The sequence below is a fragment of the Gordonia sp. N1V genome (assembly GCF_029269935.1).
Classification (GTDB): Bacteria; Actinomycetota; Actinomycetes; order Mycobacteriales; family Mycobacteriaceae; genus Gordonia; species Gordonia polyisoprenivorans.
The window spans coordinates 276079-299473 of sequence record NZ_JARJDD010000006.1 but is presented as its reverse complement, the minus strand read 5'-3'; the positions used below and the strand labels follow the sequence as shown (position 1 = coordinate 299473).

General features: G+C 66.4%; 16 protein-coding genes and 2 tRNA genes. 6 read left to right on the top strand and 12 right to left on the bottom strand.

The window, feature by feature from the left end:
* Nucleotides 1-443 precede the first annotated feature (443 nt).
* The gene (locus tag P3L18_RS11005; protein ID WP_276114075.1) at nt 444-1802 is read left to right on the top strand and encodes an AarF/ABC1/UbiB kinase family protein; all 1359 of its coding nucleotides are present in this window, start codon (nt 444-446) and stop codon (nt 1800-1802) included.
* Complete coding sequence (locus P3L18_RS11000; protein WP_276114074.1) at nt 1799-3115, top strand: TetR/AcrR family transcriptional regulator; 1317 nt, start codon at nt 1799-1801, stop codon at nt 3113-3115. The genes P3L18_RS11005 and P3L18_RS11000 overlap by 4 nt, the downstream gene beginning before the upstream one ends.
* A gap of 9 nt (nt 3116-3124) precedes the next feature.
* On the opposite strand, the gene P3L18_RS10995 is transcribed toward P3L18_RS11000, so the two are convergent.
* The 3 genes from P3L18_RS10995 to orn all read right to left on the bottom strand — a co-directional run bounded on the left by P3L18_RS10995 (nt 3125) and on the right by orn (nt 4681).
* Nucleotides 3125-3811: a TetR/AcrR family transcriptional regulator gene (locus P3L18_RS10995; RefSeq protein WP_172398779.1), complete on the bottom strand. Its 687-nt coding sequence runs from the start codon at nt 3809-3811 to the stop codon at nt 3125-3127.
* 80 nt (nt 3812-3891) lie between these two features.
* A tRNA-His gene (locus P3L18_RS10990) sits at nt 3892-3964 on the bottom strand.
* Between the two features lie 117 nt (nt 3965-4081).
* Nucleotides 4082-4681 (bottom strand): oligoribonuclease, encoded by a 600-nt coding sequence (gene orn / locus P3L18_RS10985; protein WP_006371225.1) that lies wholly within the window; start codon nt 4679-4681, stop codon nt 4082-4084.
* Nucleotides 4682-4822: 141 nt separating this feature from the next.
* Here orn and P3L18_RS10980 point away from each other — a divergent pair, with 141 nt between their 5' ends.
* Complete coding sequence (locus tag P3L18_RS10980; RefSeq protein WP_276114073.1) at nt 4823-6361, top strand: helicase HerA-like domain-containing protein; 1539 nt, start codon at nt 4823-4825, stop codon at nt 6359-6361.
* Nucleotides 6362-6391: 30 nt separating this feature from the next.
* Here P3L18_RS10980 and cmrA read toward each other — a convergent pair whose 3' ends face one another.
* From cmrA to P3L18_RS10965, 3 genes are all read right to left on the bottom strand, one after another.
* Nucleotides 6392-7198, bottom strand: a complete 807-nt coding sequence (cmrA, locus tag P3L18_RS10975) for a mycolate reductase (protein WP_020171589.1) — start codon at nt 7196-7198, stop codon at nt 6392-6394.
* 96 nt (nt 7199-7294) lie between these two features.
* Nucleotides 7295-9358: an NADPH-dependent 2,4-dienoyl-CoA reductase gene (locus P3L18_RS10970; RefSeq protein ID WP_079929408.1), complete on the bottom strand. Its 2064-nt coding sequence runs from the start codon at nt 9356-9358 to the stop codon at nt 7295-7297.
* Between the two features lie 80 nt (nt 9359-9438).
* Nucleotides 9439-9990, bottom strand: coding sequence for a PadR family transcriptional regulator (locus tag P3L18_RS10965; RefSeq protein WP_276114072.1), 552 nt, complete (start codon nt 9988-9990; stop codon nt 9439-9441).
* Between the two features lie 104 nt (nt 9991-10094).
* On the opposite strand from P3L18_RS10965, the gene P3L18_RS10960 reads away from it, so the two are divergent.
* Entirely contained in the window at nt 10095-10406 is a 312-nt protein-coding gene (locus P3L18_RS10960; protein WP_006371230.1) for a hypothetical protein, read from the top strand.
* A 10-nt stretch (nt 10407-10416) separates the two neighbouring features.
* Here P3L18_RS10960 and P3L18_RS10955 read toward each other — a convergent pair whose 3' ends face one another.
* The 6 genes from P3L18_RS10955 to P3L18_RS10930 form a co-directional block, all read right to left on the bottom strand.
* A complete protein-coding gene (locus P3L18_RS10955) occupies nt 10417-12228 on the bottom strand; it encodes an ABC transporter ATP-binding protein (RefSeq protein WP_079929409.1) in 1812 nt (603 codons plus the stop codon).
* Between the two features lie 431 nt (nt 12229-12659).
* The gene (locus P3L18_RS10950; RefSeq protein ID WP_043456401.1) at nt 12660-14441 is read right to left on the bottom strand and encodes an alpha/beta hydrolase; all 1782 of its coding nucleotides are present in this window, start codon (nt 14439-14441) and stop codon (nt 12660-12662) included.
* Nucleotides 14441-14797: a hypothetical protein gene (locus P3L18_RS10945; protein WP_014359702.1), complete on the bottom strand. Its 357-nt coding sequence runs from the start codon at nt 14795-14797 to the stop codon at nt 14441-14443. The genes P3L18_RS10950 and P3L18_RS10945 overlap by 1 nt, the downstream gene beginning before the upstream one ends.
* A 170-nt stretch (nt 14798-14967) precedes the next feature.
* Entirely contained in the window at nt 14968-15318 is a 351-nt protein-coding gene (locus tag P3L18_RS10940; RefSeq protein ID WP_079929411.1) for a hypothetical protein, read from the bottom strand.
* Nucleotides 15319-15399: 81 nt separating this feature from the next.
* A tRNA-Arg gene (locus P3L18_RS10935) sits at nt 15400-15472 on the bottom strand.
* Nucleotides 15473-15651: 179 nt separating this feature from the next.
* Nucleotides 15652-16593, bottom strand: coding sequence for a formylglycine-generating enzyme family protein (locus tag P3L18_RS10930; protein ID WP_020171582.1), 942 nt, complete (start codon nt 16591-16593; stop codon nt 15652-15654).
* Between the two features lie 199 nt (nt 16594-16792).
* Here P3L18_RS10930 and ettA point away from each other — a divergent pair, with 199 nt between their 5' ends.
* Together ettA and P3L18_RS10920 are read left to right on the top strand one after the other, a co-directional pair.
* A complete protein-coding gene (ettA, locus tag P3L18_RS10925; protein ID WP_006371236.1) occupies nt 16793-18466 on the top strand; it encodes an energy-dependent translational throttle protein EttA in 1674 nt (557 codons plus the stop codon).
* Nucleotides 18467-18552: 86 nt separating this feature from the next.
* Nucleotides 18553-23388, top strand: a complete 4836-nt coding sequence (locus P3L18_RS10920) for an NAD-glutamate dehydrogenase (protein ID WP_276114070.1) — start codon at nt 18553-18555, stop codon at nt 23386-23388.
* Nucleotides 23389-23395: the final 7 nt, after the last annotated feature.

The window sequence follows — 23395 nt, the reverse complement described above, 5'->3', positions numbered from 1 at the left end:
TTAGGGCATGAAAGTGAACAACAACGAATCGGCGTTGATCGGTCCGGATGCGGACGGTGTGGTCGGAGCCGGGCGGCGGTTCGTGAGGCGCCGTCGTCACCTCCCCTCCAGGTGACGACGGCGTGGTTGTTCGTCACGAACAACGGTCGTCAGTGCGGAGCCTCGCTGCTGAACTGACTGTCAGGCACAGTACCGCACCATGGTGTTATCGCAAACCGGTTCATCAAAGCCGTGTAGCGCGAAGAATGGAACTCCCGTTCAGGAGTGACGTGTACTGACGGAGAGGCTAGTTGTTTCGCGCTTAGCAATGAACTGAGTGTCACCAATTGGTGATTGTGCGTTGGTCCACACTCGTCCACATCAACGTCGGAGAATGATAGATGTATTCACATGAAGTGCGGTGCGAGACATCTGACACAGGTGCCGGGCGGCGGAGCGGCCCGGTGAGCGACTCTGCGGGGCGCCTGCGGCGGGCCAACAGTCTCGGGCGAATGATGGTCGGTCACACGGTGCGAACAACGACAACGCGTGCCACGGCGCCGCTGCGGAGCGCCGACGCGAATGTGCGCAGGCGTGACGACGCCATTCTGTCGCTCGCCGACGATCTGGTGCGAGTACTCGGCCCGATGAAGGGTGCCGCGCTCAAGATCGGACAGATCATCGCGATGTTCGATTTCGGCCTGTCCAACCGGACGACGCGCGACGAGTTCGCGGCCCGTCTGGCGCCACTGTTCGATGGGGTGGTGCCGATGGAGTGGTCGGCCATCGAGAAGGTGCTCGCCCGCGAGCTCGGCCGCGGTCTGCGCCGACTGGATATCGACCCCGAACCGCTCGCGGCCGCCTCACTCGGCCAGGTCCATTTCGCGATGCTCGACGGCACGATGCCGGTCGTGGTGAAGGTGCAGTACCCCGGGATCGATTCCGCGGTGCGCGCCGACCTCAAGAACCTCAAGCTCTTCGCAAAGGTGGGCGGCCCGGTGATGCCGGGTCTGAATCTCGACGCGATCATCGACGCGATCGCCGTCGAGGTCGCGCGTGAGTGCGACTACATCGCCGAGGCCGGTAACCAGGCGAGGGCGTGGTCTCTGTGTGTCGATCATCCGTGCTGGAAGGTGCCGCGCGTGTTCCCCGAGATGAGTACGGCGCGGGTGATGGTAAGTGAGTTCTTCGATGGTGTGCAATTCGCCGACATCGCCTCCGGGGATCGCGACCGTGCGGAGCACGCGGCAGAAGCGATCTACCGCTTCTACGGAGGTGGGGTCTACGAGAGAGGGGAGTTCTGCGCCGACCCGCACCCGGGAAACGTGCTCGGTCTGCCCGACGGCCGGCTGGGTTTCATCGACTTCGGGCTCTACGTTCGGATGTCGGCGGAGTCGCTCGCCGACCAGACACGAGTACTACGCGCGCTCATCGAGGGGCGATACCATGATGCGTACCGCGACTGCCGGGACCTGGGTATGGCCACTGCCGGATCGGTCGGTGAGGCGGACATCGTCTCGATGATGAGCGACATCGGATTTTGGTTTCTGACGGAGGATCAGGTGACGATCACGAAAGACGTTGCGCGCCGTGCCGTCACGTCGTTGTTCGTCCCGGGTGCCGCGCATCTGAGCACCACCCGCCACACCGCGTTGCCCACCGACCACATTTTCTCGCGTCGTACCGACCTGGCCGTGTGTGGTCTTCTCGGACAGCTCGACGCGACCAATCGCTGGGGCGCAATCATCCGGGAGTGGATCGATGGCCGTCCGCCCGCAACCGAGATGGGTGCCGAGATCCAGCGGTGGCGTCAGGGTCGATGACCGCACACACGAAGGCGGACAAGACTCATCGGGATTCACGGCCCGCGCGTGAGCGCATCTCTGCGGCCGCCTTCGACATTCTGTGCGAGGACGGGTACGACGCGGCGAGTGTCTCGGCGATAGCCCGGCGTGCCGGCATCAGTACCGGTGCCGTGTACCAGCACTTCGCCGACAAACAGGAGATCTTCGATACCGCTTTCGACGAGGCGGTGGTCACCCTCATGTCGGCGATCGACCCGGACTCGCTCGCACAGCTCCCCGAGGATCGCGCACAGACGGTGGATCTGGTGCAGATCATCGTCCAGCGTGGGTTCGAACTCGTCGACACGCAGCCGCGTGTCCTGAAGTTCATTGTTTCCCAATGTAGTTCGAACGATGTCGAGATCCGGCACCGCATCCTCGGACTCGAGGCGATGGCGGTCGACAGGATCGGCGACGGCATCCGCCGAGCCGTCGAACATGGGTGGATCGTCGCCGACCCGAATTCCGTCGACCTCGTCGCCCGAACCCTGCTGGTCGTGTTGGTGGCGATGGTGACCGCCTCGCCGCTCTCGGCGCCGACCCCGAACCGCACCACCCGGGATGCGTTTGCCGCGACCTGCGACGCCGTGCTGCGTCGAGGCTTGATCCCCGATTTCGGTGAACCCGAAATCGAGTCGCTCGACAAGGCTTTGACGGAGCTCACGAGCGAACAACGCCGCGTGGACCTGGCCGTGTACCACCCGCACGACCGACGGTCACGCCTGCTCGACGCGGCACTCGAGCTGTACGCCGTGCAGGGTTACCGACGGGTCCGCCCGGCCGATGTGGCTGCCACCGCGGGGCTGGGATACGGCACCTTCTACAACTACTTCGACAATCGCCGCGAATGCCTGCAGCAGGTGCTCGACCGCGAACTGCTGATCGTCGGGGGACTGGTCGCCATGGTGACGCCGATCCCTTCCTCGCATGCGGGTATGGTCGCCGATCTCACCCATCTGGTCGCGCGGGTGGCGATGTATGCCGAGGAACGGGGCGCACGACTCGCAAGCGTCATCCTCGACACCTCCGGGATCGATTCGGCTGCACTGCAGTTCATCACCGGAGCGTTCTCCCGTCTCGCGCAGATTCTCGCCGACTACCTCTTTCGCTGCCGTAATGCGGGGTTACTGGACGATCGTGTCGATCCGGAGGCCGCCGGAGCGTTGCTGATGGCCGCACTGGTCGCGATCTGCCTCCACTACGTGCAGGAGAGCCCGCAGGTGCCCTCGGTCAAGATGGTCACCGACACCATCGTGCGAACCATCGGCTGGGGGGCCGAGCACACCTTCTGAACGTGCCGTTCAGCTGCGGGCCGGGTCGAGGCCGAGGCCGCACGCCAACGTGGAGATGGCGAACGAGACGGCGGCGTCCCAGTCGACCGTGACGAATTCTGCTCTGGCGGTGGCGTAGTGATTGGCCAGTCCGCTGACCGACGCCCACAGCAGGGTCATCGCGCGATCGGGGTCACCGGTATAGCCGAACCGGGTGAGCGTGTCGTGCAGGGCTCGCAGGATACGGGCGATGGCCGCACGGAGATCGTCGACGAGTTCTGCGGGAACCCGGGCGTCGTCATTGATCACGTTCTGCGCGTCGAAGTCGCGGCCGAAGGCGAGGAATCCGGTGCGGTAGGCGGCGGCGAAATGGGTGAAGGCCTCGACGAATCCCGTTGATTGCCGCAGCTGTTCGTCGAGGTCGTCCATCATCGCCGCAAGGTGGCGGGTATGCAGCGCGACGAAGAGGCTCTCCTTGTTGGGGTAGTACCGGTAGACGGCACCGAGGGATATCCCGGCGCCCTTGGCCACCTCACGCATACGCAACGCGGAGTATCCGCCGCCGTCCAACAGGCGACGACCGGCGGTGAGGATGTCGGCGCGCCGTTGGTCACGATCGCCCCAGCGCGTCGGAGACGAAGGACACGGGGCAGCCGGCGAGAAGGGTGCGGACGGGGTGGTGGCGCGCAGCGTGGGTACAGACGCCGGCTCGGTCACGGCATCCATTGTGCCCTGCTCTTCTCGGTGCGGAAACGGCGAGAGCCGGAGTTGGCAGGCAACTCCGGCTCTCGTTTCGGGGTGGATGACGGGACTCGAACCCGCGACAGCCAGGATCACAACCTGGTGCTCTACCAACTGAACTACATCCACCATCGGCGTCGGGAACCAAGGATCGCTCGCCGGGTTCCAGAGCCAGGGTCATACTCTAGCGAATCGACGGCGCCGAGACCAATCGCTTTCTCACCTGGGCATTCGGGTGGGTGGCAGTCAGGCCGGGCCGAGATCGGCGACGATCTGGTGGAGTCGATCGGTGTCGGGGCCGGGGGCCGCGACGAAGGCTGCGGCTCGGTAATACGCGAGTTCGCGGATCGACTCACGGATGTCTGCCAGGGCGCGGTGGGCGAGGCCCTTCTCCGGTTGGCCGAAGTAGATCTTCGGGTACCAGCGACGGCACAGTTCCTTGATCGAGCTGACGTCGACCATCCGGTAGTGCAGAAAGCTGTCCAGGTCGGGCATGTCACGGGCAATGAACCCGCGGTCGGTGGCGATCGAGTTGCCGGCGAGGGGGACCGCACCGGATGCGGAGATCTGGGTCCGTAGGTAATCGAGCACCAGCTTCTCGGCTTCGGCCAGCGTGACGGTGGAGCGCCGGACCTCCTCGGTGAGGCCGGAGGCGGCGTGCATCTTCTGCACCACCTCGGGCATCGCGGCGAGAGCGTCGTCGTCGGCGTGAATCACGACGTCGACGCCGTCGCCGAGGATGTTGAGGTCACCGTCGGTGACCAGCGCCGCGATCTCGATCAACTTGTCCGATCCGAGTTCGAGTCCGGTCATTTCGCAATCGATCCACACCAATTTGTCCTGCACCCGTCAACCTTAGCCAACCGCAGATGCCGACCACCCGGAACCGAGGCGACTATCGTGATCGGTGCATTTGTGATGGTCTGCGGCCCCGGCTCTCACCGGAGCGTCGGAGAACCCCCGTTGTGTACCCGAGAGGACCCGACAGTGACCGATCCCGCCCAGTCCGCCGCATCCATCGCCGCAGGTTATGCGTTTTCCGGCGCAGCGCTCGAACTCGGAACGGTCAGCGTCGACGGCACCGTCGTCAGTGACGCGCACGTGCGTATCCCGCTGTCGATGATGAACCGCCACGGATTGGTCGCCGGCGCCACCGGGACCGGTAAGACCAAGACGTTGCAGCTGATCGCCGAGCAACTGTCGGCCAACGGGGTGCCGGTGGTGATGGCCGACATCAAGGGCGACCTCTCCGGACTGAGCAATCCGGGTAGCGCTAACGAGAAGATCACCGCCCGCGCCGCGCAAACCGGCGACGACTGGCAGCCGTCGGGTTGTCCGGTCGAATTCACCTCGCTCGGCTCGACCGGGATCGGTGTCCCGGTGCGTGCCACCATCACCTCCTTCGGCCCGATCCTGCTGAGCAAGGTGCTCGGCCTCAACGACACCCAGGAGTCGGTGCTGGGCTTGATCTTCCACTGGGCCGACGGCAAGGGTCTGCCGCTGCTCGATCTGAAGGACCTGCGCGCGGTGATCGCCTATCTGACCAGCGACGAGGGCAAGCCGGAGCTGAAAGCGATCGGCGGGGTGTCCACGCAGACCGCGGGCGTCATCCTGCGCGCCCTGAGCAACCTCGAAGCCGACGGCGGGGACACCTTTTTCGGGGAACCCGAAATCGAGCCGGCCGATCTGCTGCGCACCGCACCGGACGGTCGCGGGATCGTGACCCTGTTCGAACTCGGCGCCCAGGCCGCCCGCCCGGCCTTGTTCTCGACCTTCCTGATGTGGATCCTCGCCGATCTCTTCGAATTCCTGCCCGAGGTCGGCGATCTGGACAAACCGAAGCTCGTCTTCATCTTCGACGAGTCCCATCTGCTGTTCGACGATGCCTCCAAGGCGTTCAAGGATCAGGTGGTGCAGACGGTGAAGCTCATCCGTTCCAAGGGCGTCGGCGTCTTCTTCTGCTCGCAGCTGCCCACCGACATCCCCAACGAGGTGCTCTCACAGCTCGGTGCGCGCATACAGCATGCGTTGCGCGCGTTCACCCCCGACGATCAGAAGGCACTGACCAAGACGGTCAAGACCTATCCGGTCTCGGAGGTGTACAAGCTCGACCAGGCCCTGACGTCGCTCGGTACCGGTGAGGCGATCGTCACCGTCCTGTCCGAGAAGGGCGCTCCCACACCGGTCGCCTGGACCGTCATCCGCGCGCCGCGCTCGTCGATGGATGCCGTTGGTGCCGAAGGCATCACGGCCGCGGCCAAGGCGAGTCCGCTGTACGCCAAGTACGGTCAATCGATCGATCGTGAATCCGCCTACGAGAAACTGACCGCCAAGACGCTCGCGCCGGGTGAGTCCCCGGATGCCCCGGCGCCGGCGCCCGTGCCGGCTCCGCAGCCCGAGGAGCCGGGCATCCTCACCGAGGTGCTGACCAGCAAGCCGATGCAGAGCTTCCTGCGATCTGCAGCCACCGCGGCCGGTCGCGAGTTCAGTCGTGCGATCTTCGGTACCGGGCGGCGTCGGCGATAGCGGACCTCTACGGTCTCCCCGGCGGCGCGATCAGCCCTCGCCGAGCTTGCGGTAGAACGTGCCCACGATCGGTGCGACCACAGCGCGCGGGGTATAGCCCCCGGCCACCGACATGGCCTTCGACAACGTGCCCGGGACGACACGCATCTTGTTGTGTTCCAGCGCATTCAGGCTCATCTCGGCGACCTTGTCGCTGGAGTGCCAGAGAAAACCGGGAACCAATCGGTCGACCACGGATGCGTCCTCGGGTGAGGGGATCTCGGTCCGCACCGGGCCGGGAGCGAGGAGCGTGACATGCACGCCGTGGATGGAGACCTCACCGCGCAGTGATTCGCTGAAGGTGTTCACGAATGCCTTGGTCGCCGCGTAGGTCGCGTTGTTCGGGATCGGCATGTTGCCGGCGGCGGAACCGACCATCAGGATGCCGCCGGCGCGGCGTGCCACCATGCCGGGCAGGACGGCCAGGGTCAGGTCGTGGACGGCATTGACGTTCAAGCGAACCTGGGCGCGTTCGTAGGCGGCATCGAGTTCGGCGACCGGCCCGAAGGTCGCGATGCCCGCGTTGTTGGCCAGGATCGAGATCTCCCGGTCGGCGAGCTCGGCGGCGAGGATCGCCACCGCGGTCGGATCGGAGAGATCGGTGGGGCGCACCTCGGCGGTCACCCCGTGATCGGCTCGGAGCTCCTCGGCGAGTTCCTCGAGGACCTCGCCACGTCGTGCCACCAGGATCGGCGCGTGGCCGCGTCGTGCCAGGGCACGGGCAAGAGCCATCCCGATACCGGACGAGGCGCCCGTCACGACGGCGCGGGCGGATTCGGACGGCACAGGTACTCCCATGCCGTCGATCGTATCCAGATGCCCCGTACCGACGGCGTCGGGCGCCGTCGGTACGGGTACGGGCCTTGGGCAGCCGGAGTCGCTCGGCCGGCGCGGTCAGCCGATGCCGGCGGCCACCTCGGTGCCCTGCCTGATGGCTCGTTTCGCGTCGAGTTCCGCGGCGACGTCGGCGCCACCGATGACGTGGGTCCGCACGCCGGCCACCGTCAACGGATCGACGAGGTCGCGGACCGATTCCTGTCCGGCGCAGATGACGACGTTGTCGACTTCGAGCAGGCGTGTCTCGCGGACGGTGCCGTCATCTTCCCGGAAGCTCAGGTGCAGGCCCGCATCATCGATACGGTCATAGGTGGCACCCGAGATCTGTTCGACGCCTTTCATTTTCACCGTCGCGCGGTGTACCCAGCCGGTGGTCTTCCCCAGTGTCTTGCCCTGTCGGCCGGGTTTGCGCTGCACTAGGTAGACCTCGCGCACCGCGGGCAGCGGACGCGGCTTGGTGACGAAGCCCGGCTTGCTCAGATCCTCGCTGACACCCCACTCCTGCTCCCATTCCTTGAGATTCAGCGTGGGTGACTCATCGACCGTGAGGAACTCGGTGACGTCGAATCCGATTCCGCCGGCACCGATCACGGCCACGCGCTTGCCGATCTCACGGTGTCCGAGCACGGCATCGGCGTAGGAGACGACCATCGGGTGGTCGACGCCGGGGATGGCGGGCATGCGTGGGGTGACACCGGTGGCGATGATCACCTCGTCGAAGCCCTTGGCGATGATGTCCTGCGCGGACACCCGAGTGTTGAGATGCACTGTCACATTGTTGATCTCGAGTTCACGGGTGAAGTAGCGCAACGTCTCGTTGAACTCCTCCTTGCCGGGAATGCGCGCCGCGATCGAGAACTGGCCTCCGACCGATTCACCGGCCTCGAACAGTTCGACCCGATGGCCACGCTTGGCCGCCGACACCGCAGCCGACAGGCCGGCCGGACCTGCGCCGATCACCGCGATGCGCTGGGCGAGTCGGGTGGCCCCGAGAGTCAGCGTCGTCTCGCGGCCGGCGCGGGGATTGAGTAGGCATGACACCTTCTTGCCGACGAAGGCGTGATCCAGACATGCCTGATTGCAGCCGATGCAGGTGTTGATCTCGTCGGCACGGCCGGTGCGCGCCTTGTCGGCGAAGTCCGGGTCGGACAGCATCGGTCGTGCCATCGAGATCGCGTCCACCCGGCCGCGTTCGAGGATCTCCTCGGCCAGTTCGGGGGTGTTGATGCGGTTACTGGCGATGAGCGGGATGCTCACCTCGTCGCGCAGGCGCTCGGTGAACTTGACGAAGGCACCGCGCGGTACCGAGGTCACGATCGTCGGGACTCCGGCCTCATGCCAGCCGATGTCGGTGTTGATCGCGTCGACTCCGAGTTGTTCGGCCTTGCGGGCCATCAGCGCGATCTCGTCCCACGTCTGTCCACCCTTGACGAAGTCGGCGATGGACTGGCGCAGGATGATCGGGAAGTCACGGGGGACCTGGCGACGCATCTCGGTGATGATCTCGACGAGGAAACGCTGTCGGTTCTCGGTGGTGCCACCCCACCGGTCGGTGCGATCGTTGGTGTGCGGGCACAGGAACTGATTGATCAGATACCCCTCACCGCCCATGATCTCGACGGCGTCATATCCCGCGCGGCGGGCCAGCTTGGCCGACGCACCGAACGTGCGGATGACGTGTTTGATGATCGGTTCGGTCATCTTGAGGTGTTTGAAGGGGTGGATCGGTGAGGGCTCGGAGCCCGCGGCCACCTTCAATGGCGTGTATCCGTAGCGCCCGGCATGAATGAGCTGCATCGCGATCTTGCCGCCCTCGCGATGAACCGCACCGGTGATGCGTCGGTGCCGGGCGACGTCGGCGTAGTTGGTCATCTTGCCCGCGAAGGGAAGCAGCAGACCGGTGCGCGACGTACCGAACCCGCCGGTGATGATCAGTCCCACACCGCCTTTGGCGCGCTCGGCGTAGTAGGCGGCCAATTTGTCGGTGTCCCACAGGCGGTCCTCGAGCCCGGTGTGCATCGAGCCCATGATCAGACGGTTGGTCAGGGTGACGCCGCCGAGTTGCAGTGGTTCGAACAGGCGCGGGTAATGGGGATTGGGCTGTGCGGATGGGGCTGACATCGCGTCACCTTTCGGTCGGTGCCGGCGGGCCGGCAGTGGGGCACGGTTCTTGTGGTCTTCGTGATCTGGGGGATGCCCGGTCAGGACGAGGCGTCGAGTTCTCGTTTCAGTGCGGTGAGGACCTCGTCGCACCAGTCGATGAATCCTTCTTCGATCCGCACGCCACCCCGGAGCACGAGGTATTGGTGCAACTTTCGGCCGGTCAGGCGATCGGGGGTGGGGTAGTCGTCCTTCTCGAAGGACTGGAACAGGTGCAGTCGCGCCACATGGAGTTCGCGGTGGCGTTCGAGTTCGGTGATGAGATCGGGCAGGCCGGGCACGTCGGCGGCGCGGATCTTCAGGCCGAGATCGTCTCGCAGTTTCTGGATCGGGGTCGGGGTGGCGACCCACTCGCGCAACGCCGATCGACCGGCGTCGGACAACGAATAGACCTTCTTGTCAGGCCTGCCGTCCTGCACGATCGGCTCGTAACTCACCAGCCCGTCCGCGTGCAGTTTGCGCAGCGTGCGATAGATCTGCTGGTGGGTGGCCGACCAGAAATGACCGATCGACCGGTCGAACTGGCGGCTGATCTCGTAGCCGGTGCCGGGCCGTTCGGACAACGACACCATGATCGCGTGTTCCAGAGCCACATGTGCACGGTAGCAGTGCAACAACGCGCTATGCAACAAGGTGAGTATGTGCGTGAGTGCATATCATCGAACGGCGCCAAGTATCGCGGTGGCACCCTGGTGGCATGGGCCAGAACACCGACCGCGCCCCGCGGGCAGCCGCCGACGTCGAGCACACCGCGGACGGCCGCTACATCGTGGTGAACGGCCGCCGATGGCGCGCAACGGATCCGTTGATCCCCGCAGGTCGGCGGGAAGAACTTCAGCACATCCTCATGGCGTGGCGACGCGAGGTACGACGAACCCGCGGAGCCGATGATGCGCGAGCCGGGGTCCAGGCGGCGAAAGTTGCTCTGGGCGAGCGCGGTACGCCGTGGTGGGAGCAGACCGATGCCCAGCGCCGGCAGCGTTGGGAGACCGCCGTCGGCGAGCCGTGACGCGGGCAGGTCAGTGTCGACGCCCGCCGAGCGCCGGCACATAGAGACGGGTGCCCTCGGCGAGTGAACCGGCGAACGGCGCGATCGCCAGGTTCTCGGTCCGTTCCGCACTCACGGCAGAGTCGTCGATCCTGTCCTCGGGGGCGACCCAGGGGGAGCGATCGCGCAGGTGGCCGTCGCGGAGTTCGACGACTCGGTCGGCGATTGCGGTGACCCGGCGGTCGTGGGTGATCAACAACGTGGTGCGGCCCTGCGCAATACGCCGTAGCGGCGTCAGGATTCGCGACACGCTGGCGTCGTCGAGCCCCGACGTCGGTTCGTCGAGGATGAGTACCGGGGTGTCCCGGACCATCGCTCGTGCCATCGCGATGCGCTGGCGTTGACCACCGGACAGCGTGAGGCCGCCGTCGTCGAGCACGGTGTCGTAGCCGTCGGGGAGATCGCGGATGAAGGCGTCGGCGTCGGCGATGACGGCCGCGCGCACGATCTGTGCGCGATCGGCGTTCGGGGCGCCGTAGGCGATGTTGTCGGCGACGCTGGCGCCCTTGATGATCGGGGTCTGGGGGAGCAAGGTCACCAGGCTGCGGATGTGGGTACCGGTCAGCGTGTCGTAGTCGTCGTCGCCGAGACAGATCGTTCCGGAGTCAGGGTGCTCGAAGCGGCACAGCAGTGAGGCGAGACTGGTTTTGCCCACCCCGCTCGGGCCGATGAGGGCCACAATCCGGCCCGGCCGCAGATCGAGCGATACCTCGTCGAGGACGGTGGTCTCACCGCGCTGCAGCGAGACCGAGCGCAATGACACGGGCAGTGCGGCGCCCGGTGTGGGGGAACTGTCCCGCGCGTCGGATGCGTCGTGCTCGGCGGGTTCGAGGTCGAGGATCTCCGCGACGCGTTCGGCACTGACCACGGCCGAGGCGATCGCGAGCCGGGCATCGGCGATCTCTTGCATCTTCGGATAGAGCAGACCGAGGTAACCGGTCAGCGCCAGCAGCTGGCCGACGCTCAGATGTCCTTGGCGAACCTGCCACACGCCGGCGACGGCGATGGCCAGGGTGACCACCACCTGGCCGAAGCCCATCACCGCGCCGAACCCCGCCTCGACCCGGGTCTGCGCGAGACGTGCTGCGCGCCAAGCCAGTCCGTGCGCATGCAGGACTTGGTGTTCGCGCTTCTGCTGGTTGTAGGCGACGGCGGTCTCGTGGCCGGCCAGCGCGGTTTCGACGGCGTCGGAGATGTCGCTGTTGGCGCCCCGCTCGTCGCGGGTGACCGCCATCTGGCGGCGGGCGAAGACCGAGGACACACCCCACAACATCGGGACGGCGGCCAGCGCGACCACCGCGACCTGCCAGCTCATGAGGAACGCGGCGATCACCAGGCCGACGGTGTTGAAGATCGCGATGATGATCTGCATCACCCCGGACCCGACGAGATATTCGACGGCCTCGAGGTCGCTGGAGTGACGACTGACGAGGTTGCCGAGACCGAGTCGACGATGCAGCACCGGGTGGAGCCGCTGGACGTGGGCGAAGAGCCGGTCACGCAGCCGAAGGACCACCTGCTCGGAGACGCTCACCGCGACGACCTGGCCGAAGTAGTCGCCGGCCGTGGACACCGCGGTCAGTCCGAGCCACAGACCGGCAAGACGAGCGAAGTCCCACACACTGTGCGAGTCGAGGGCTCCATCGATGACGTCGGCGAGGACGAAGACCGAGACGATCTCGCAGAGTGCGGCGACCCCGAGGAGACTGCCGGCGAACGCGAATCGCGTGCCCTGGCCGCGCATGGCGGGCAGGAATCGTCGAATGGCAGTGAGGGTGTTCATCGGACTCCGCAACCTGGTCGTCGAGTGTGTCGTGGAAGAAGTGCGTTCGGGCGCGCGTCGACGATTCATGCGCGTCGACGCGTCGGAACCCGGCGCGAGGTAAGCGGTTTGCGCCGGGTTTCCGATCGGGAGTGATCAGGCGGTGCGGGTCACTGCCACACCCAGATCCACCGGAAGGTCCGCCAGTCCCAGATGCGGACGCGGCGGCGGCGTGGCTGGGGCTCGAAGCGGCGCTGCGGACCGAACTGACGGGGCTGTCCTGGCATGAGTTGTCTCCTTCGATCATGGTCGGCGTCGATGCCGACAGAGATGAAACTAGGAGCCGTTGCTGCGTCCGCGCTGCCTCGTCGCTGAGAGCCCGCTGTCAGTGAAACCTGTACAGCAGCTGTGTGTTTCGCCAACGAAGAGGGAGCGTCGCAGGCCGGCCCGAGTCACCACATGCGCAGCGGTACATCGGGGATCAGGGGAGTGGGGAGCGAGGGAGGTGTGCCCGGTGGCCCCGCGTGCCCGCCATTGCCGGGCAGCGGCGGCACCGGACCGATTGTCGGTTGTGACGCGTCACGGATCCTGTCGAGGATCTCCGCGAGCGTCTCAGTGCTGGTGTGGTGTGTCCCGGTGATCACCCCGACCATCGCCGCGAAGGCGTCCGACTCGGGGTCGTTGAAGTACGACCCGTGCGCCGACAGTCCGAACAGCCACTCCCCGTTGCCATCTCGTCCGGTGAACAAAGGCTGGTAGCCCGCCAGGTCGGGGCTGTCGCCGAGCGGGTTGTCGGGTATGAGGCGCGACATCATGATGGGGTCGAAGGGTGCGGTGATGGTGTACCGGTGCACACCGGGACTGGTCGCCGCCGGCCCAAGTACGCCGGTTCCGGCCGACGACGCGTGAATGACGTTGTCGGCGCGCAATCCGAGCTGATCGGCGGTTCCCACGATGGTCCCGCCGTAGGAGTGCCCGAGGTAGGTCGTCGTAGCCGACGGCGCGATCGTGGCGATCTCGGCGTCGAGGGCATGGCCGAAATCGACCAGCCGCGGCGCCATCTCGAGTGCGAACTGCGGATCGACGGCGGAGTCGTCGATGACCGATGCCAAGGCCTTGACCTGGTCGAGGGGATTGGTCGAGATCGGCAACCGCGGTGGGTTGACCACGTTTTGCGGAAAGTCGCCGTCGAGGTAGATGAACACCGGACCACGCGTCTGCTCCGCCAGGTTGTAGGCCGCTGTCCAGTTGCCACCGCCGTAGCCGCGCGCATTGGTGCCGGTACCGGGTACGTAGACGGTGGCGTTGCGGGTGGTGGGTGTGAGCGCGCCGACCATCTCGACCAGCCGCGGGTTGTCACCGTCGGTGAAGGAGACGAACACGCGCTCGGTGTGCGCCGTCAGTGGGGCGTTGGGTGCGTCGCCCTGGATCGACGAATACGGCGCCTTGCGCTGCTCGAGAAAGGACTGCAGCATTCGTGCGCGGTCGGTGTCGACGCCGTGCGTGCGGATCTCGCCGGCCAGCGCGTTGCGGATGCTGATCTCATTGGCGACACCGCGCATCTCGAAGGGAACGCCGTTCAGGTTTCCCATGGTTTCGGGGTCGGCCTGGATCAGCCGCCGCAGATCGTCGGCATCGGTCTGGGCGAGCAGAGTGCGCCGCCGGTCGACGTCGAGCGAGTTCAGGGTCCGAACCATCGCATCCGGGTCCATGGTGCCCAGACCTGGCACCGTCACGTCCGGCTGGCCCAGGATCATCGAGGCGAGATCGGCGCGCAGATCGTCGAGTCTGGTGCCGTAGAGTTCGTCGACCTCGTCGAGAACCCGAAGACCCTGCTGTATCCGGGCCTCGAACGCCGCGGCGTCCGCCGATCTCGTCGCCAGCGAATGGGAGACCGCGCCCTCGTCGGTGACGGTGAAACCGAGCCGCCTCGCCTCGTCGACGGCGGCGAGTAGGTCACGGCGTGCCTGCTCCAGGTCTGTCCGGGCATCGGCGGCTTCATCGGCGATCTGCTGCAACACATTTCGCACCTCGTAGGCGTGATCGTGTTCCTGGCGCAGGCGGGCGAGGGCCGCGTCATGTGTCTTGCCGTGCCACTCGCTTGGCCGAAGTGCGCTGCCGAGCGCGACGTCGAGTCCCTGCTCGAGAACACCCGCGGCAGTGGTGGCTGCGTCTGCGGCCGCAGAGATGTCGGCCACCGGCCAAGCGCGGGCAGCGGAGATGGACAGGCGCATCAGCGTTGCGGCAACAGGTCGAAGGCGCGTCCGGCCGCGGCGTCACTCGCCTGCGCATCGGCGCTGAACTGCTGCAGCGCAACGCTCATCGCCAGCAAGCGATCGGCGATCGAGTCGGCGGCCGCGCGGCTGGGTTCGGCCAGCGAGCGCAGGGCTGTGGTGACCCGGGTCGGTGGTCCGTCGACTTGCAACCCGTCGAACGGAATGCCGGCGACGAATCGGGCGCGTTCTCGCCAACCCGCGCAGATTCCGGCGAGTTCGTCCGGGTCTATGCCGAACAGTGTGTCGTCGTCGTCACCGAAAACGCGCTCGATGGTGTCGGGCAGCATCGTCAGCAGGTGTGAGAGCGGTGTCATGGGTACCCTCCGGCGTCGTGGTTCGGTCGAGTCGGTCGACCTGATGCATTGGACGCGGCGAGGGGGCCGATCGGTTCCATGCTTCACGGTGGTTGTGCACACGTGATGGGGCGGTGCGCCGATGGCCGTCGAAGGAACTTGCTGCTGGATCAACCCGGTGTGCTGGTGCGTCAGTCGTACTGGATGTACTCGACAACAGCTCCATCGGGATGTCTGGCGATCAGTCGTGGACCGTTGGGTGCGGATGCGGGCCCCTCGAGGACAGTGCCTCCGAGGTCGGCGACGGTGCGTTCCACCACCGCGATGTCGCGGACGATGACGGTCGCGGTCCGTGAGCGCACCTGCTCATCGCCGCCCTCGATCAGCAGGAACGCGCCGACCGTGGCGAGGCGGATGTCTCGAAACCCGAAAGTGTGTGGCTCGTCACCGGTGAGTTCGCGATACAACGGCAGCGCTGCGTCAAGATCGTCGACGTGGACGCGGGCAAGGGCGGCAACGATGTTGGAGGGGGCGTCGGTCATGTCGGGGTAACGCGGACGGGGCCGACGCTGTTCCGCTCCCGCGGGCGCACACCCGGCCGGAGGCCGGCGAGGATGTCACAGTGCCCCCGGCAGGATTCGAACCTGCGACCAGCTGATTAGAAGGCAGCTGCTCTATCCCCTGAGCTACGGAGGCGTGCCTCGGCCGCGAGCGGCTGAAAGGCCTGGGAAGTATATCCCGGTCGGATGTGAGGACGGCGACCGTCCCCTCGGCGGTCGCCGTCCTTGCCCGATCAGCATGCCCGACCATCGGGCTCTGTGGCGCACGCCGGAGCGTCCCTGTGGACAACTACTTCCCGCCGGTCGGCGATCGGGTCAGGCGACGCAGCGGAAGCCGAGGTGTGAGGTGGCGGAGTCGTCGGATTGCGGTGAGCGTGCGGCAGGTCGGTATCGACGACAGTACTGGGGTGAACACAGGTGTGAGCCACCCTTGGTGACGCGAAGAACAGTGGGAGAAGTGCTGGGCGCCAACAGGTTCTGCCGTCCGCCGGCGGTGACCGTCGACATGTCGGGCGGGACGTGGCGGGGTGTGAACACCTCGGCGGTGCGTTCCCACACGTTGCCGATCATGTCGAACAGACCGAACGGATTCGGTGGGTAATACCCGACCGGGCTGGTCCCGCCCCAGCCCTCGTTGCGGTAGGGGAATCGCCCGATCCACGTGTTGGCCATGACCGCGCCATCCGGGTGGAGCTCGTCGCCCCACGCGTAGTCGTGGCCGTCGAGCCCGCCCCGGGCCGCGCATTCCCACTCGGCCTCGGTGGGCAGGCGGCGCCCGGCCCACCGGGCGTACGCGTCGGCATCGGCGTAAGCGATCTGGGTGACCGGGTGGTCGAGCCGGTCGTCGACCCCGGAGTCGGGGCCGAGGGGATGGCGCCACGATGTACCGGGCACGTAGCGCCACCATGCGCGCCAGTCGGTGAGGTCCACGGGGCCGTCGGTCGGGGTGAACACCACTGCGCCGGGAACGAGCTCGGCGGGGTCGGCACCCGGGAAGTCTGCCGGGTCGAGTGGCCGCTCGGCGACGGTCCGGTAGCCGGTGTCGGCGACGAACGCCGCGAACTGTGCGTTGGTCACCGGGTGAACCTCGAGGGAAAAGGACTCCACGTGGCGGGGGTGGGCGGGTCGCTCCTCGGCGTAGAAGCGGTCCGAGCCCATCTCGAAGTCGGCCGTGGGGATGGCGACGACGTCGGTCAGTCCGGATGCCGACCCGGCGCGAAGGGCGCGCCGGCCGGTATCTGAGGTGTCGCCGTGCACTCATTGATGGTGCCACCGGTGGCTCGGGCGCGCCTGCCTCGCACGCGCCGACACGGCAGACCGGCCGGTGCGATTAGACTGATTCACCGTTGTGTCAGGGCCCGGCTCTCTCCGCGCCCGGGGATCGCCCGCCGCAGATGAGACCGCGAGTAGTTCGTCGGCCCCACGACCCGAAAACCACTGGTAGAGAGGCTCACGCGTGGCAGAGTTCATTTACACCATGAAGAAGGTGCGCAAGGCGCACGGCGACAAGGTCATCCTCGATGACGTCACGATGTCGTTCTTCCCGGGTGCCAAGATCGGCGTCGTCGGTCCGAACGGCGCGGGTAAGTCGTCGATCCTGAAGATCATGGCCGGCATCGACCAGCCGTCGAACGGCGAGGCCTTCCTCGACCCCGATGCGACCGTCGGCATCCTGCAGCAGGAGCCTCCCCTCAACGAGGAGAAGACGGTCAAGCAGAACGTCGAGGAGGGGATGGGCGAGATCAAGGTCAAGCTCGACCGCTACAACGAGATCGCCGAGCTGCTCGCGACCGACTACTCCGACGAGCTCATGGAGGAGATGGGCAAGCTTCAGGAGGACCTCGACAACGGTGACGCCTGGGATCTCGACTCCCAGCTGGAGCAGGCGATGGACGCCCTGCGCTGCCCGCCCGGGGACTCGCCGGTCACCCATCTCTCCGGCGGTGAGCGGCGTCGCGTCGCGCTGTGCAAACTGCTGCTGAGCAAGCCCGATCTGCTGCTGCTCGACGAGCCGACCAACCACCTCGACGCCGAGAGCGTGTTGTGGCTCGAGCAGTTCCTGGCGAGCTACCCGGGTGCGGTGCTGGCCGTCACCCACGACCGCTACTTCCTCGATCACGTGGCGGAGTGGATCTGCGAGGTCGATCGCGGCAAGTTGATCCCGTATCAGGGCAACTACTCGACCTATCTGGAGAAGAAGGCCGAGCGTCTGGAGGTCCAGGGCAAGAAAGACCAGAAACTGCAGAAGCGCCTCAAGGAGGAGCTGGCCTGGGTCCGCTCGGGTGCCAAGGCCCGCCAGACCAAGAACAAGGCACGTCTGGCGCGCTACGAGGAAATGGCGGCCGAGGCGGAGAAGACGCGCAAGCTCGACTTCGAGGAGATCCAGATCCCCACCCCGCCCCGGCTGGGTGACGTCGTCGTGGAGGTCTCGCATCTGGACAAGGGCTTCGACGGTCGGGTGCTGATCAAGGATCTGTCGTTCACGTTGCCCCGCAACGGTATCGTCGGTGTGATCGGCCCGAACGGTGTTGGTAAGACGACGCTGTTCAAGACGATCGTCGGGTTGGAGAAGCCGGATTCGGGCACCGTCAAGGTCGGCGAGACGGTCAAGCTCAGCTACGTCGATCAGAATCGCGCGAACATCGACCCCAAGAAGTCGGTGTGGGAGGTCGTCTCCGACGGTCTGGACTACATCGAGGTCGGCCAGAACGAGATGCCGTCGAGGGCGTACGTGTCGGCATTCGGATTCAAGGGCCCCGATCAGCAGAAGCGGTCGGAGGTCCTCTCCGGTGGTGAGCGTAACCGCCTCAACCTGGCGTTGACCCTCAAGGAGGGCGGCAACCTGATCCTGCTGGACGAGCCGACCAACGACCTCGACGTCGAGACCCTCTCGTCGCTGGAGAACGCGCTCGAGCAATTCCCGGGTTGCGCGGTCGTCATCAGCCACGACCGCTGGTTCCTCGACCGCACCTGCACCCACATCCTCGCGTGGGAGGGCAACGTCGAAGAGGGCACCTGGTTCTGGTTCGAGGGCAACTTCGAGGCCTACGAGGCCAACAAGGTCGATCGCCTCGGCGCCGACGCCGCGCGCCCCCACCGGGTCACGCATCGCAAGCTCACGCGCGACTGATCGCCGGGCGGCGCCGCAGGCGCTAGGCTCGCCATGGAGCCAACGGCGGCGCCTCCGTCACCCCTGCGCCGCGCACGAGAGGGTGATTGTCGTTGTCGGATGTGACTTCGCTTCTGCCGCAAGTCATTCCCAGCTATCTGGCGACCTCGGTGGGTGTCACCGGAGATGCGGCGGGAACCGATCGGTCGAGCATCGATCCGGGCACTCTCGACCCGGCCGTCCTCGACCGCATCCGGGCGCACATGGAGATCGCCGCGATCCGTCGACCCGGTGAATCGGTGGTCGAGGTCACCACCGATGGAGCGGGCGGCACAGATGTGGTGGTGGTGACCGACGACATGCCCCTGCTGGTGGAGTCGGTGCTCGCCGCGCTCGAGGGGCGAGGGATGACGGTCACCCGCATCGATCACCCGATCATGGCGGTCACCCGTGACCGGACGGGCACCCTCACCGACATCTGCGGCCCCCACGCAGGCCTGGCCGAGTCGTGGATCTCGGTGACGGCGTTGTCGAGTCGGGAGACGGTCGACGATGCGCAGCTGCGGGCCGACATCCGGCGGGGGATCGATGTGGTCGCCGTCATCGACGGTGACGCCGCCGCGATGCGGGAGCGTTTGACCGGATGTTCGGCGGAGTGCGCCGGCGCGCATCTCGGCGACGAATCGGGTGTGTCCGCCGACGGGCAGCGCGAGTACGCCCGGCTGCTCGAGTGGTTCGCCGGCAACCACTTCGTGCCACTCGGATATGCACGGCTCGACGCCTCCGGTGCGGTGACCGACCGGCTCGGTCTCAACCGCGCCGAGTCCGTCGACCTGGACTTCCCGAGAATCGATTCCTCGCCCCTGACGCCCCGCGTGTCGCGGGTGTTCCTCGATACCGGAATCCAGCGCTCGAAGTTCCCGATCCTCATCGCGGTGCCGGCTTTCGACGCTGCGGGAGCGCACGTCGGCGAGCACCGTTTCCTCGGTGTCTTCACCTCCTCGGGCCTGCATCAGACGGTGCTCGACGTCCCTGTTCTACGCGGCAAGGTGCACGACGTGGTCGCCCTCGCGGGCGTCGACGAGGACTCGTTTGCCGGACGCACGATGGTCGAACTCCTCCAGAACTACCCGCTGGTCGAGATGTTCCAGGACACGACCGCGGAACTGCATCGGCGAATCGACGAGATGCTCGACGCCGTCGCGACGCGATCGCTGCGGGTGTTTCTGCGCGTGCACCCCGCAGGCGGAGCCGCCACCGCGCTCATCTACCTACCGCGCGACCGGTACAACACCCCGTCACGAACTGCGCTGGGGAGGGCCGTCACCGAAATGCTCGAGGGCAGCGACCTCGAGTACTCGGCGCGGGTCAGTGAGCGCCCGCTCGCGTTGCTGCAGGTGATGGTTCGGGTGGACCCCGACGTCGCGCGCTCGTGGGGGTCGGTCGACATCGGCACCGATGTACAGCGCCGGATGCAGATCACCCTGTCCGAGGCAATCCGGAGTTGGGACGAGCGGGTGCGTGAACTGATCACCACCACCGCCTCGGAGCGGGCCCTGCCGCCCGGTGGCGCCGACGCCATGCTGCGGCTGATCAACACGCTGCCGGCCGACTACAAGGACCAGCGTGCGCCCGCCGACGCGGTCGGCGACCTCGCGCACGTGGCCGCACTCGAGCCCGGGCATCTGGCCGTCACGTTCGCCAAGCATTCGGGTGCGCAGAGCCGAACCGACCGGGATCATTGGGACTTCACCCTGTACCTGTGTGACGAGTCGGCCACCCTGACCGACGTGCTGCCCGTCCTGCACAGTCTGGGCCTCGACGTCATCGACGAACACCCGTATGCCTTGCGCGGCATCGGCGACAAGGACTGTCACGTCTACGAATTCGCCGTGGTCCTGACCGCCGGGATGGATGTCGACGTCGATCACGCCGACGACCTCCCCGAACGGTTCACCGAGGCATTCGCCCAGATCTGGCGGGAACACGCGCAGATCGATGCGTACAACGAGCTGATCATCCGATGTGGGCTGGACTGGCGGGCCGCGGCGATGCTCCGTGCCTACGGCCGCTATCTCAAGCAGTGCGGATTCTCTTACAGCACAAGTCATGTCGCATCCACATTGGGCCGCTACCGTGAGGTCACGCGCGGGTTGGTCGCCTTGTTCGAGGCGTCGTTCGACCCGGCGGTCGCCGACGCGGACCGTCGTGCCGATGTCCTCGAGCAACTGCGTTCGGACGTGGGGGCAGTGCTGAGCCTCGACGCCGACCGCATCGTGTCGGCGTTCCTCGCGGTCATCGCCGCCACCGATCGGACCAATTTCTATGTGCTCGGCGCGCCGGGCAACTCCGGCGACACGACGGACAGCGACACGACGAACAGCGACGACGAGCACCGACCGGTGATGTCGTTCAAGCTGCGTCCGCGCGACATCCCGCAAACCCCGGAACCCCGTCCGTTGCACGAGATCTTCGTGTACTCGCCACGTGTGGAGGGGGTGCATCTGCGATTCGGTGCCGTCGCCCGAGGTGGGCTGCGGTGGTCGGATCGGCGCGAGGACTTCCGCACCGAGATCCTCGGTCTGGTCAAGGCGCAAGCGGTCAAGAATGCGGTGATTGTGCCGGTCGGGGCCAAGGGCGGATTCGTCCTGACCCGGCCGCCGGCCCCGACCGGAGATGCCGCCGCCGACCGAGAGGCATTGCGGGCGGAGGGAATCGACTGTTATCGCATGTTCATCTCCGGTCTGCTCGACGTCACCGACAACATCGACCGGGCGACCGGCGAGGTGATCCCGGCCCGATCAGTGGTCCGGCGCGACGGTGACGATCCGTATCTGGTTGTCGCCGCCGACAAGGGCACTGCGGCGTTCTCCGACATCGCCAACGACGTGGCGGGGCGGTACGGCTTCTGGCTTGGTGATGCCTTCGCGTCCGGGGGCTCGGCCGGCTACGACCACAAGGCCATGGGCATCACGGCGCGCGGTGCGTGGGAATCGGTGAAGCGCCACTTCCGGGAAATGGGAATCGACACCCAGACACAGGATTTCACGGTCGTGGGTATCGGCGACATGAGCGGTGACGTGTTCGGCAACGGCATGCTGCTCAGCGAGCACATCCGACTCGTCGCCGCCTTCGATCATCGCCACATCTTCATCGACCCCACCCCCGACGCCGCATCCTCGTATGCCGAGCGGGCGCGGATGTTCGCGCTGCCGCGCTCGTCGTGGGCCGACTACGACGAGCGACTGATCAGTCCCGGCGGAGGTGTCTGGTCGCGCGAACGCAAGTCGATCCCGATCAATCCCGAGATGCGCGCGGCCCTCGGGCTTCCCGACGATGTGACCACCCTGTCGCCGCCCGAGCTGATCCGGGCCGTGCTGCTCGCGCCGGTCGACCTGCTGTGGAACGGAGGCATCGGCACCTACATCCGAGCCTCGACCGAATCCGACGCCGACGTCGGTGACAAGGCCAATGACGCGATCCGAGTCACCGGAGACGAGTTGCGCTGCAAGGTGATCGGCGAGGGAGGCAATCTCGGGGTGACCGAGCGTGGCCGCATCGAGTTCGACCTCGCGGGCGGACGGGTCAACACCGACGCCATGGACAACTCGGCAGGTGTGGACTGCTCCGACCACGAGGTCAACATCAAGATCCTGCTCGATGCCGCGGTGTCCTCGGGGGGCTTGGCGCAGGCCGATCGCAACCCGCTGCTCGAGTCGATGACCGACGAGGTCGCGCGACTGGTGTTGGCCGACAACATCTCCCAGAACTCCGAACTGGGATTCTGTCGCGCCTACTCCCGTGACCGGGTGGACGTGCACGTACGACTGCTGACCGCCCTCGCCGCCCGTGGGGTGAATTTGACACTCGAGGCGCTGCCCAGCCCGGTCGCGTTGCGCAAGCGATTCGACTCCGATACCCACCGCGGCCTCACCTCGCCAGAACTCGCCACGCTGATGGCGCATGTGAAGCTGGTCGCCAAGGACGACCTGCTCGCCGGTGACCTCCCGGACAACGACGTGTTCGACCATCGGCTCACCCACTATTTCCCGGTGCCGTTGCAGGAACGATTCGCCGCCGAGATCCACGACCATCGCCTGCGTCGGGAGATCGTGACCACGGTGCTTGTCAACGACGTCGTCGACCGCGCGGGCATCACCCATCTGTTCCGACTCGGTGAGGCGACCGGTGCGACCACCGAGGAGCTCGTCCGCGCATTCGTGGTGGCCGAGCAGGTCTTCGGGATGGCCGGTCTGCTCGACCGCATCCAGAGCGCGTCGGCCTCCATCGACGCGGTCGACGAGATGATGCTCTACGCGCGGCGATTGCTGTTCCGTGCGTCGCGCTGGTTCCTGGCATTCCGGCCGCAACCGTTGCCGATGGCTTCGGACATCACCCGCTACCGCGAGCGGGTCGCCGACCTGACCGCGCGCCTCGACGGCTGGTTCGGTGCGGCGTCGGCCGCCGACGTCGACGCGCGGGTGCGCCGATATCACTCCCTCGGCGTGGCACCGGATCTCGCTCACGATGTGGCGGTCAGTCTGCATCGATTCTGCCTGCTCGACATCATCGACGCGGCTGAGATCGCCGACCGTGATCCGGTCGAGGTGGGTGAACTGTACTTCGCTGTGATGGAGCACTTCGGTCTCGAGGAATTGCTCACCGCGGTGTCGAATCTCGAATACGGCGACCGATGGCATGCGTTGGCGCGCTTGGCGTTGCGTGACGACATGCACGGCGCGCTGCGGGCGTTGACGCTGACGATCCTCGAGGGCAGCGAGCCCGACGAACCGTGCGCGGAGAAGATCAGCGAGTGGGAGAGCGCGCACTCGTCTCGTCTGGCGCGGGTGCGCTCGATGCTGGCCGAGATCGAGGCGGCCGGCAACATCGACCTCGCCACACTGTCGGTGGCCGCGCGGCAACTCCGCAGTGTCATCCGGTGAGTGGGAT